The sequence below is a fragment of the Flexivirga sp. G2 genome, assembly GCF_055397625.1.
Window position 1 is genome coordinate 2,689,372 of sequence record NZ_AP039675.1, and the last position, 11,485, is coordinate 2,700,856.

The 11,485-nt window shown below is 69.2% G+C and carries 10 protein-coding genes; 2 read left to right on the forward strand and 8 right to left on the reverse strand.

The features are described 5' to 3' along the window. Nucleotides 1-30: 30 nt before the first annotated feature. The 4 genes from pgfA to ACZ50J_RS13105 form a co-directional block, all read right to left on the reverse strand. Nucleotides 31-1,095, reverse strand: a complete 1,065-nt coding sequence (gene pgfA, locus ACZ50J_RS13090; protein WP_464297593.1) for a cell envelope lipid trafficking protein PgfA — start codon at nt 1,093-1,095, stop codon at nt 31-33. A gap of 63 nt (nt 1,096-1,158) precedes the next feature. Then, nucleotides 1,159-1,737: an HAD-IIIA family hydrolase gene (locus ACZ50J_RS13095; protein ID WP_464297594.1), complete on the reverse strand. Its 579-nt coding sequence runs from the start codon at nt 1,735-1,737 to the stop codon at nt 1,159-1,161. A gap of 10 nt (nt 1,738-1,747) precedes the next feature. Next, on the reverse strand, nt 1,748-2,371 hold the full coding sequence (locus tag ACZ50J_RS13100) for a D-sedoheptulose-7-phosphate isomerase (RefSeq protein ID WP_464297595.1): 624 nt from the start codon (nt 2,369-2,371) through the stop codon (nt 1,748-1,750). After that, nucleotides 2,371-3,453 (reverse strand): GHMP family kinase ATP-binding protein, encoded by a 1,083-nt coding sequence (locus ACZ50J_RS13105; RefSeq protein ID WP_464297596.1) that lies wholly within the window; start codon nt 3,451-3,453, stop codon nt 2,371-2,373. The genes ACZ50J_RS13100 and ACZ50J_RS13105 overlap by 1 nt, the downstream gene beginning before the upstream one ends. Before the next feature lie 98 nt (nt 3,454-3,551). On the opposite strand from ACZ50J_RS13105, the gene ACZ50J_RS13110 reads away from it, so the two are divergent. After that, nucleotides 3,552-4,703: an acyltransferase family protein gene (locus tag ACZ50J_RS13110; RefSeq protein ID WP_464297597.1), complete on the forward strand. Its 1,152-nt coding sequence runs from the start codon at nt 3,552-3,554 to the stop codon at nt 4,701-4,703. Here the strand turns inward: ACZ50J_RS13110 and ACZ50J_RS13115 are convergent. From ACZ50J_RS13115 to ACZ50J_RS13125, 3 genes are read right to left on the reverse strand one after another with little or no spacing between them, the layout of a single operon-like run. Further along, nucleotides 4,603-8,265, reverse strand: a complete 3,663-nt coding sequence (locus ACZ50J_RS13115) for an alpha-(1->3)-arabinofuranosyltransferase domain-containing protein (RefSeq protein ID WP_464297598.1) — start codon at nt 8,263-8,265, stop codon at nt 4,603-4,605. The genes ACZ50J_RS13110 and ACZ50J_RS13115 overlap by 101 nt on opposite strands. After that, nucleotides 8,262-8,969 (reverse strand): class I SAM-dependent methyltransferase, encoded by a 708-nt coding sequence (locus tag ACZ50J_RS13120; protein ID WP_464297599.1) that lies wholly within the window; start codon nt 8,967-8,969, stop codon nt 8,262-8,264. Before ACZ50J_RS13120 ends, ACZ50J_RS13115 begins: the two co-directional genes overlap by 4 nt. Continuing rightward, nucleotides 8,969-9,832 (reverse strand): class I SAM-dependent methyltransferase, encoded by an 864-nt coding sequence (locus ACZ50J_RS13125; protein WP_464297600.1) that lies wholly within the window; start codon nt 9,830-9,832, stop codon nt 8,969-8,971. Before ACZ50J_RS13125 ends, ACZ50J_RS13120 begins: the two co-directional genes overlap by 1 nt. A 101-nt stretch (nt 9,833-9,933) precedes the next feature. Here ACZ50J_RS13125 and ACZ50J_RS13130 point away from each other — a divergent pair, with 101 nt between their 5' ends. Beyond that, nucleotides 9,934-11,205 carry a glycosyltransferase family 4 protein gene (locus tag ACZ50J_RS13130; RefSeq protein ID WP_464297601.1) on the forward strand — a complete coding sequence of 424 codons (1,272 nt, stop codon included), beginning with the start codon at nt 9,934-9,936 and terminating at the stop codon, nt 11,203-11,205. 87 nt (nt 11,206-11,292) lie between these two features. Here the strand turns inward: ACZ50J_RS13130 and ACZ50J_RS13135 are convergent, their stop codons facing one another. Continuing rightward, nucleotides 11,293-11,445: a hypothetical protein gene (locus ACZ50J_RS13135; RefSeq protein ID WP_325549221.1), complete on the reverse strand. Its 153-nt coding sequence runs from the start codon at nt 11,443-11,445 to the stop codon at nt 11,293-11,295. Nucleotides 11,446-11,485: the final 40 nt, after the last annotated feature.

An 11,485-nucleotide genomic window follows, 5' to 3' on the forward strand; every position in this document is an offset into this window, starting at 1 on the left:
CGCCAGTCGAGGAGGTCGGCCGGTAGCCGGTCAGTCGTTCTTCAGGTGTTGCGGCGCGTCCGTCGCCGTCGAGTCGTCGTCGCCGAGCAAGCCGGCCACGCCGCCCTGGGTCTCGTCGTTGTCGTCGTACTCGTACTCGTCGTCGTCCTCATAGGCGTCGTCACCGTCGTTGGTGCGGCGACCCAGCAGCACGGCCATCGCCGCACCACCGATGAGCAGCAGCACACCCAGGATCCCGAGGATCCACGGCGCGATCTTCAGGGCCTTGAGCTGCGAGGCCTTGCCCTTGTACTCATCGACGTTGGACTTGACCGTGGCGTTGTCGAACACCGAGGTGGTCTGCAGCACCTGCACCGACTTGTTGGTCTTCGGGTCGGTCAGCCACTGCTTCTGCGCCTCGCTGACCTTGATGAAGGCACCGGTCTGCGGCTCCACCCAGATGGTGCGGTCGTTGGCGTAGTCGTACTTCGCCTTGACGCCGGGGCTGCTCTTGGCGCCGCCGAAGAGGAAGCCGGGGGTGTCCTTGGTCGGCTCGGTCGTCAGCGTCTGCCGCGGCACGGTGCCTTCGTACCGGTAGACCTCGAGCCCGTCGATCTTGTCGGTGCCGGCGTACTTCATGTTCATGGTCTTCTCGACCGAGGAGTCCCAGTAGGGGTAGGTCGTCTTCTTGGCACCGAACGGAAACTTGACGGTGTAGCCCTTGTGCTCGACGGCCTTGCCGTTCTCCTCGTCACCGTCCCAGGTGATGACCTTGCCGGTGTGCCGGTCGACGGCGAACTTCTCGGTGAAGCCCTGCTGCGCGGTCTTGGTCTGCGGGATCGAGGAGTACTGCCACTTGCTGAAGATCGCGGAGTTGTGACCGAACTTCTTGCTCTCGTCCTTCTGTGCCACGGCACCGATGGTCGTCGTCAGCGTGGTGTGGTGGAACTTCAGGGTGCCTGCGTCGAATATGTAGGCGTTCTTGTCCACAGCGACCTGCTTGGTGTTCTGGTCTGCCGGAATGACGGCCAACCTGTCAAAGGCATAGAACTTCAGCAGGAGCGCCATGGTCACGAAGAACGCGCCAAATCCGATGACGATCGCGGATTTCCGCACTGGTCTGACCTCCGGTTGTGAGCTGGAACTTACCGGACAGTAGCAGCAACGGTGCGAGTTGTGTCACACCCGGGATGCCTTGTCTCGAATCAATTCCGCCACGACCACCTGCAGAGACGTCCCTGCACCCTCGAGGCGTACTGCGGTAACGCCGGCGGCCGCCGCAGCAACCACATCGCCGGGCTGGTCGCCGACCATGACACAGCGTTCCCTCCTCGCCCACGGAGCACGGCGCAGGGCCTCGCGGACCAGACCACCCCGAGGCTTGCGACAGTCGCACGTGTCCCGCTGGTGAGGGCACACCTGGATGGCGTCCAGGTGCGCGCCTGCGGCGGCCAGTTGCTCCACCAACGACTGCTGCACCCGGAGCAACTGCGGTCGGGTCAGCTCGCCGGTCGCCATACCGCGTTGGTTGGTGACCAGCACGACCGCGCACCCCGCCTGGTTGGCCGTCGCAACCGCTGCGGCGGCGCCCGGCAACAGCACCAGATCGGCGGGGTCGGACACATAGCCCGGCCGGTGCACGTTCAACGTGCCGTCCCGGTCCAGCAGCATCAGGTCGTATGGCGCCTGTTCCGACCCGGCCGGCCGGACGATCGGCGCACGGCACTCGCCGAGCAGCTCGGCATCGCTGAGCGTCACTGGCACACGATCACTGACAGACGACGTCGACCGCTTCGCACCACACGTGTGTCCAGAGCATGTGCGCCTCCTGGATCCGCGGGGTCTCCTCCGACGGCACGACCAGCACGTGGTCGGCCCGACCGGTCAGGCCGCGCCCGTGTTCGCCGGTCAGCACGATGGTCAACATGCGCTGCTCGCGGGCCACGTCGAGCGCCCGCAGGATGTTGCTGCTCGCACCGCTGGTGCTCATCGCCAGGAACACGTCACCGGGGCGGCCGAGGGCGGCGATGCCGCGCGCGAACGTCTCGTCATACGCGTAGTCGTTGGCGACGGCGGTGATCGAGCTGAGCGACTCGGCGAGATTGACCGCGGGCAGCGGCGCGCGGTCCAGGATGCACTTGCCGATGAACTCGGCGGCGACGTGGCTGGCGATCGCCGCGGAGCCGCCGTTGCCGGCGACGAGCAGGGTGCCGCCCTCGACGAGCGCGTCCAGCAACGCGGTGCCCGCGGCATCGACCTGGGCGACGAGCTCCGGTTCGGCGAGCGATCGGGAGAGATCGGCCCACGCGGCGAGCCCCTTCTGCTGGCGTTCGACGACGGCCGGGCCGCGGCGTTCGGGCGCGACGTCGTGCAGCGCGTGTCCGGTCGGCATCAGTGTTGTCCTCTCCAGGTGGTGACGCCCTGCTGGCTGAAGGTGATCTCGGAGATCGTCAGCCCCAGTGCGAGAAGTTCCTGCGCCACGATGTGACGTCGCTCGAATTCGCAGACGAAGACCAGGTGCCCACCGCCGCCGGCGCCGGTGACCTTGCCGCCGAGCGCTCCCGCGTTGAGGGCGGTCGTGACGGCCTGGTCGATGAGCGGGGTCGAGATGCGGTCGGACATCTTCCGCTTTTGCGACCACGCCTCGCCGAGCAACCGGCCGAACGCGTCGACCTCGCCGCGCACCAACGCCACCTTCATCCGCTCGGCCAGCGCTTTCTGCGCCCGCAGACCCTCGAGCGCCTCGGCGTTGCCGGTCTCGTAGCGCGAGCGCTGGTCCTCGATGATGTGGTCGCTCACCCGGGTGTTACCGGTGAACGCCAGGAGCATGTTGTGCTCGAGCTCGTGCACCGTGTCGTCCCGCACCCGCAACGGGTTGACGATGACCTCGTCGGCCCGGAACTCGATGTAGTTGAAGCCGCCGAACGCGGCGGCGTACTGATCCTGGGATCCGCCGGGGATGCCCAGGTCCTCGCGTTCGAGCCGGTAGGCCAGCTCGGCCACGTCGTACGGCGTGAGGTCGAGACCGCAGTGCTGCGCGACCAGCCCGATCACCGAGACCATCACTGCGCTGGACGAACCGAGGCCCGAGCCGGGCGGCGCCTGGGTGTGCAGGAAGAGGTCGAAGCCGCCGGACGGCCGCGCACCCTCGATGCCGCGGATCCGGTCGATGGCAGCCTTGGGCAGATCGAGCTTGCCGTCGTACTCGACCGGCTCGTCGATGTTGAAGCCGATCGAGGTGCCGTAGTCGAGCGACCGGACGGTGACCTGACCGTCGGTGCGCGGGCGCAGCGTGCTGAACGCGAACGAGGAGGTCGTTGCCGAGAGAACGGCGCCGCCCTCGCGCTCCGGGAACGGCGTCACGTCGGTGCCGCCGCCGGCGAACGAGATCCGCAGTGGCGCCCTGGCCCGCAGCACGGGTCGCGAGTGGTCGATCGCATTCTCGCCGGGCAGCATGTCGTCACGTGCTGTCATCGGTGGGTCTAGCCTCCGTCAGGGATCTCGGACGCGGGGTGTGCGCATCCGGCAATGTACTGCACAGTAACCATCGACAGACGGAAGTGGGAGGCAGCGTGACGCGATATCGGCTGATCGACGGTCTGCGCGGTCTGGCCGCCCTCCTCGTGCTGCTGTCACACGTGGGTTTCTGGACCGGCGCGGACGACCTCGACGTGTCCGGTGGGCTGCTGGCGCGGGGCGACAGCGGGGTCGCGGTGTTCTTCGCGATCAGCGCCTTCCTGCTGCTGCGTCCGTGGGTCGCGGCCGGGTCGGGAGCTGCGGCGCCGCAGTCCGTCGGTGGGTATGCCGTGCGGCGTGCTGCGCGGATCGTCCCGGCATACCTGATCGCGCTGGTGGCGGTGCTGCTCGTCGCCGGGACGGCCGGCGCGGTCGGCAGTTCCGACGGCATCGGCGGGATCGGCAAGGTCGTGGCGCATCTGTTGCTGGTGCAGGGGTATGCCGACACCTCCTATCAGTCGTTCAGTCAGACCTGGAGCCTGACGACCGAGGTGACGTTCTACCTGTTGGTGCCGGTCATCGGCACGTGGCTCGGCCGGTCGCTCCAGCGGTCGAGCCGCGCGGTGTATGCCGTGCTGGCCGGCGTCGGGGTGGCCGGGGTCGTCATACAGGCGCTGGTGACGGTGTGGACCCAGCACAGCCCGACGACGCATGCGGGGGTCCTCGGCACCAGCGTGTTGGGGCACGCGGCCTGGTTCGCCGTCGGCGCCGCTGCTGCCGTCGCGGTCGAGACGGGCGCGCTGGACCGGCTGCGCGAGATCAGTGTCGGCACCTGGCTGGGCGCTGCCGCGGTGGTCTACCTGGTGACGTCGAGCGGTATCGCGGGACCGCGTGATCTGCACGTACCGACGGTCGGCCAGGCGGTGTGCAAGGAGGCGCTCTACGCGCTGCTCGCCGGGTTGCTCCTGCTCGCTGCCGTCCGCGGGCCGTCGGATGCCCGGTGGGCCGCGGTGGCGCAGTCCTCGGTAAACCGCCGGCTCGGTGACATCTCCTACGGAGTGTTCCTGTGGCACGTACTGGTGCTGCAGGTGATCTACCTGGCGTCGGGCTGGACGTTGTTCACCGGACCGTTCACCGCGGTGCTCTTCGCGGTGCTGGTCTTCGCCGTCATGGCCGCGGCGGCGTCGGCGGCGTTGGTGGAGCAGCCGGTGCTGCGGTGGGTGCACCGGAGAACACGAACCCCGCGCGTGCCAGCGCGCTCAGCGTGACGGTGCCGAGCAACTGACCCGCGATCGCTCCGAACGACTGCGCGTCGACCACCCCGAAGAAGGCGAGCGCGACCGCTGCGGCGAGCAGCGTGCCGCCGGCCAGGTGCCGCAACCATCGCACCGGTATGGCGGCCGCGACCAACCCGGCGAGCACACCGGCAGGTCCGGCGGCCAGGAAGCCGACGAGGACTGCGGCCACGGCACCCAACGCCGGTCGCGTGCCCCACCAAGCTGGTCGAGTAGGACGAGCCCGCAAGGGCGAGTCCGTATCGAGACCGAGTACCTCAGTAGCGGAGTCTCGATACGCGATTCCTCCGCTTCGCTCCCCCATCGCTACTCGACCAGCTTGTCCGCGGCGGCAGACGTATGCCGCGACGAGGAACGTGAGCAGCAGGGCGAGTGCGACCAGTCCGCCGCCGAGCAGCCCGAGCCGCTGCGGTGTGGTGGCTGCGAAGCGCATGGTGACCGTCGTGGCGCGGCTGTCGGACAGCCGGAAACCCTGTCGCCAGCCGTCGACCTTGACCGGCTGCAGCGACCTCCCGGCACTATCGGTCGCGCGCCAGCCGGAGTTGAATCCCTCGCTCAGCGCCACCACGCCCGGCGCTCCCGAGCCGACCCGCACGACCTGCTCACCGGAGTCGTCGCTGACGGACGTGACCTTCCGGTCGGCACCTGCCGGTGACGGCGTCTTGCCGAAGGTCGCGAGTTCCGGTGTCAGACCGGCCTTTCCGGCGATGGAGATGATGGTGGACAGCGCTTTCGACTCCCCACGTCTCGATACACCTCCTCCGCTGCGCTCCCCCGGCACTCGACCCGCGGTGCTGCACGTGATGGCCTTCACCAATGCACCCTTGGCGACCTGCCCGGCGTCCTTGAGTCGCAACGGGATTCGCGTCGTCGCTCCGTCTGGGAAACGCACCGTCACGACGCCGGCCGCGCCACACCCGGCGGAGACCGCACGACCGGACGCGCGCAGCCACACGGTCGCCGACGTCGGGGCGGCGCCGGTCAGGTGGACCTGCCGAGTGACGGCGGGCCCGTCCTCGGGCAGCCGCTGCAGCAGCAGCGACTGCGATCCGAAGTCGACGGTCTGCGGCACGTCGATCACCGAGCCCAGGGCCGTGCCCGGGATCGTCATACCGACGACGCCGAGTACCGGGTCGACGGAGTCGCCGGCCGCCTGCAACCGCACCTCGACGGCGCCTGCCTTCGTCGCAGGGATCGGGACGGTGATCTCGTTGCGGCCGTGCACAGCGACCGACACCTGCTTGTCCCCGACCCTTACCTGCAGCGTCTCGGGCAGCGTCGCGTGCTGAGCACGATCGGCCAGCTGCAGCCGGACCGCATGGACCGTGCGGCCGGGAAGTTCTCCCCGCAGCCACGCCGTGCGCTCGTGGTCGCCGGTCAGCCACGCGGTCGACGGGTCGTCGTCGAACGCCGCTGCAGGCCCGTCGTGGACGCCGAGATAGTCCTTGGCGAACGGGTCGGCAGCCGAGGACGAGACCTCCACCCGCCGCCAGCCGATCCATTCCCGCGCGGGCTGGGTCGCCGGATCATCAGCGGGCAGAAGGTCTTTCGCGCCGGTATGAGTGGGCGTACGGTCATCACGGGTCAGCACCGGACTGTAGGCGAACGCCGTCGGCACGCCGTTGTTGTAGGACCGCCACGGCATGCTGTCGGTCACCACGTCGGCGCGTTTCGAAGCCGAGTCGTCCAGCTGCATCCACTGGCTCGCGGACAGTTGTCCCGTCGCGTAGAGCGCGAACATCGTCTCCGGTCCCCCGGCGACCGTGATCGGTTTCGCGCCGTAGACGGTCGTGCCCGATGTCGTCGAAGCCGGCACCGCCGTCACGTCATACACGGTGAGCGCGGAGCGGCCGGCGCCGTAGGTCGCCGCAACCCGGAAACCGGGCGAACGGGCCAGGGTGCGCTGAACCTGTTGCCACGGCTGCGCTTTCACCGATGCGGCCAGGTCACGACGCAGCACCACCCGGTGAATGCCGAGCCGTGCGAGCCCCGCCGCCAGACTCGGCTGGGGCTCCCCCGACGCCGCGAGCTGATCGGCCGCGTCCAGGATGCGCGTCGACGCCGGTATGCCGAGCGGCGCCGCAGCACGGGTCACCACGGGCGATGTCGCGAGCGCCGAGAGCGGCTCGTCGGTCGTGCTCCCCCACGTGTATGTCGAGGTCCGCGAATTCGGCAGCAGCATCGTCGATCCGCCGGATTTCGTTGCTGCCCGGTCGATCTCGTGCGCGACCTGCGTCCACTGCGTCGGTATGGCGCCATACGAGTCCGAGGCGCCGACCCGCCCCTGCCAGATCGGCGTCGCGGCGACCGCGACGGCCAGCGCCAGCACAGCGGGCACGAAACGATCACGCGACAGCCGGGACACGCTCACCCGCTGCAGCACCGAGGTGAAGCCGATGACCAGCGGCAGCCGGAGCACCGGGTCGGCCTTGTGGATGTTGCGCAATGGGGCGAGTGACCCGTCCAGCAGCTCACGGACCTGCTCACTGATCGGGCTGCCGACGGTGCCGCCGTGGCCGACCACCATGAAGAGCGTGGCGCCGACCGCGCACAGCAACGTCCAGCGCGCCAGATGCCCGCGCTGCCGGAGCAGCCCCCAACACCCGACGGCGGCGACCAGACCGGTCGCCAGGATCGCGGTCAGCGACTGGGCGAGCACCCAACCGCCTTGCCACACAGGGTGACTCGCGCTGTCCAGGATGTAGGCGATCCAATCGTCGGCACCGCGCAGCACATTCGGGACCGACGTCACCGCCGTGGTGATGGACGCCGTCTCGATGTAGTCCAGGAACGGGTACGCGTAGCGGCCCATCACCAGCAGCGGCAGCAACCACCACAACGCCCCCAGCAGGACGGCCACCAGCCACGGGACCAGCCGGCGACGTCCCACCGGGTGTGTGATCAGGAACGCGAAGGGCAGTGCGAGCACGATTCCCGATGCGGTCGCGTTCACCCCGCCGAGCGCCGCCGTCAGCACGCCCGCGAGCGCGAGGGCGCGGATCAGCTCCGCCCGGCGCAGCTCGCGCCGAATCAGCGGCAGCACTGCGAGGACCAGCCACGGCGCGAGGGCCATCGGCCAGGCCTCGATCGAGATGACCGGCAACACGGTGAGCATCCGAGGTGCGAGGGCGTATGCCGCGCCGCCGACCAGCGCCGGCAGCGGGCCGCCCACGCCGAGCCGGCGCAGCAGCTGTTGCGCGCCGAGGAAGGAGACGACCAGCAGCAGCGTCCACCAGACGCGCTGCGTCGCCCAGGCGGGAATGGCCAGGGACCGGCATACCCCGAAGACCGGACCCATCGGGAACAGGTAGCCGTATGCCTGGTTCTGCAGCTCGCCGAGACCGGCGTGGTTGTTCCACGCGTCCAGCGACCGCCCCAGGTAGCGCCACGGCGTCAGGGTGAGATCGACCTTGGTGTCCGGCTGGGTGCGGCCGGGCGACACGAGCCACGGCAACACCGCCAGCGCGACCAGCAGCAATCCCAGCTGAGCGCGTTCCAGCGCACGAGGGCCGATCGGTCGGGGTCGTTCGGTCATCGCCGGCGCAGGATCAGCAACAGGTTCCAGGTGAGGATCTCGCGCACGCCCGGCACTCGCAGCAGGACACGGGCCGCATCCGGCAGGTAGCGCGGGCGCGCCGCGAGCACCTCCACCTCGGGATGCTGCTCGGCCCACTGCAAGCCCTGCTTCACGCTGACCCTGAACAGGGTCCGGTCCACGGTGTTCTTCGGCGCGTGCCCGTTCTTGCGCGTGTAGCGACGGACGGCGCGTTCACCACCGAGCCAGTGCCACGGCGACGTCTCGTGACCGCCCCATGGGGACAGCCAGTTGGTGTACGACAGGTAGACCAGTCCGCCCGGCCGTACGACGCGGACCATCTCGTCGGCGGCGAGTTCCGGCTCGCGCACGTGCTCCCAGAGGTTGCTGCTGAAGACCACGTCGACGCTCGCGTCGGCGAACGGCAACGCCTCCGCCGAGGCGACCACGCCGCCGTCGTGCACCGAGGACACCGTCGGGTCGTGGTCGATCGGAACATAGGTCGCTCCGGCGGCGCGGAACTCGTGAGCGAATTCCGCGGGTCCGGCACCGACGTCGAGCACCCGGGCGCCGTGCAGGTCGATCATCTCGGCGAGCATCTCGCACGAGTCCCGGGCCAACGTCCCGTAGAAGACCTCGGGCTGGGTCTGTTCCACCAGGAAGGCGCGGAACAGCCGTGCCGAACGCCCGATGCCGCGGTCCATCAGCGGGCCTTCCGCGCGGTCAGATGCAGTGTCGGGCGCAACGTCGGGCGGGCCGCCCGCGCCGCGAGCACCAACGGCGCGGTCGCCAGCCCGGCGACCAGGACCGACCGCTGCGCGAGGACACCGTCCGGTCGCGGCCGCGGCCGGAAGCGTCGGGTCAGGCTCGCAACGTCGGTGACCAGGCTGTCCAGGGCAGGTCGAGTCACGCGCACATCGGTCAACCCTACGGAGGTCGCTGCGCGGCACAGGCTTTCGGCGCTGAAGAACCGTACGTGCGTGGGGTCCTCGAGCATCCACCAGGCCCGGCCGTAGGCGCGCACGCCGTCGCTGTCACCGGCCGGCGTGAGGAACTGCACGGCGCCGCCCGGTGCGAGCAGGTTCGCCGCGTGCTGCAGCGTGCGCATCGGGTCCAGCACGTGCTCGAGCACGTGGATGCCATAGACCAACTCGACCTGGTCGCCGGTCGAGGTCAGTTCCTCGATGGGAGCGGCGTGCAGGTGGCCGCGTTCGCGCACCAACGGATCGACCGCCACTTCTAGCTGGTCCGGATCCGTGCCGGCGACGGTGGCGCCGTCGTCCAGGAACCGCCGCAGCAGTGCGCCGGATCCGTAGCCGATCTCGAAGACCGAGCTCGGCGTCCCCTCACGGGTGAGCAACCGGTGCGTGAGAGCGAGTCGCCACGCGTCGAGCGTGGGCTCCCCGCCATACGCATGATCACGGTGGTCCGCAGGAGCGTCGGCGAGGTCGCGCGTCAGGTGCCCGCAGTCGTCGCAGCGGTGCAGTGCGTCGCCGCCGCGCAAGCGCAGGCGTCGCATCCGGCCCTCGCAGATCTCGCACACCGCACGTGCCACCTCGCCGGACACACCAAACCTCCAGTTACCAACGGGTAGCATTCCGCGTTACTCTACCGGTGCCGGATCGAATGTGTCCGGCGCCACATCACGACCGACCACCTGGAGTGCACGTGAGAGCTCGTTCCGACGAGGCTGGCCCGCCGATGCGGGTGCTCTACCTCTCGTGGCGCGATCGCGACAATCCGGAGGCCGGCGGTGCGGAGACGTTCACCGAGCGCACCGCCGAGGTCCTGACCGAGCTGGGTCATCGGGTCACCATCTTCACCAGCCGCTTCCCCGGCGCCGAGCGCACCACCCGGCACGGTGACGTCGACGTCGTCCGCCAGGGCGGCCGGTTCACCTGTTACCTCGCCGGCCTGCTGTATGCCGCACGCCACCGCGACGACTTCGACATCGTCATCGACGTCCAGAACGGCGTCCCGTTCTGGGCGCCGCTGCTCGCCCGCCGCCCGGTCGTCAACGTGATGCACCACGTGCACCGCGACCAGTGGCATGTCATCTTCGGCCCGAAGCTGGCCCGGCTCGGCTGGTTCCTGGAGTCGAAGGTCGCACCGCGCGTCTATCGCAAGAGCCGCTATGTGACGGTGTCGCAGGCCAGTCGGGATGACCTGATGCAGTTGGGCATCGAGCGCGACCGCATCGACGTCGTCTACTCGGGCAACGACCGGCCCGCGCAACTGGAGCACGGCCCGATGCACCCGCAGCACCGGACGCCGGTACTGACCGTGCTCGGCCGGCTGGTCCCGCACAAGCAGGTCGAGACCGCGATCGACATCCTCGCGGACCTGGCGTCGGTGCACCCCGACCTGCGCCTAGACATCATCGGCGCCGGGTACTGGCACGAGGAACTCGTGCGACACGCGACCGCGCGCGGAGTCCTCGACCGGGTCGACTTCCACGGTTTCGTCGACGACGCCACCAAGCACCGGCTGCTCGGCCGGTCCTGGCTGATGCTGATGCCGTCGCACAAGGAGGGCTGGGGTCTGACGATCGTCGAGGCCGGTCTGCACGAGACGCCGGCACTGGCCTTCGCGCACGCCGGCGGCCCGACCGAGTCGATCCTGCACGGTGAGACCGGTCTGCTCGCGCACACTCCGGAGGAGATGCGTGAGCAGGTCGCGGTCCTGCTGCAGGACGACGAGCTGCGCACCACCTTCGGCCAGGCGGCCCGCCGGCACGCATTGAGCTTCGACTGGCAGAGCAGTGGCAAGGCGCTGGAGCTGACGCTGCAGTCGGTGCTGGGTCACGCACCCCGGCCCGAACAACCGACCGCCCGCGCGCCCCGACTCCGGTCGGTGCACGAGATCCTCGCGGCACGCCGCCATACGACAGCAAACGACGCGGTCGAGGCCGAGGACGAGCCGATCGCCGCCAACTTCTGAGCTGCCCGACACTGCACATGGTGAAAGGGCGGTCATCCTCGGTGAGGATGACCGCCCTTTCGGCGTGTCAGGTGTCGACTGGTCGAGCTACTGGTTGTAGCTGATCGTCGAGGAGAACTTCTGCGGCTGGGTCACAGAACCCTGCTGCGCGATCAGGCCGAAGATCGCAACGGTTGCGAGAACTGCACCGGCGACGACTCCACCCACGTTGTAGAGCAGCTTCTTGTTCGTGTCGGTCATGCTTCCCTCTCGTTGAACTCGGTCACACCCATGTTACCCA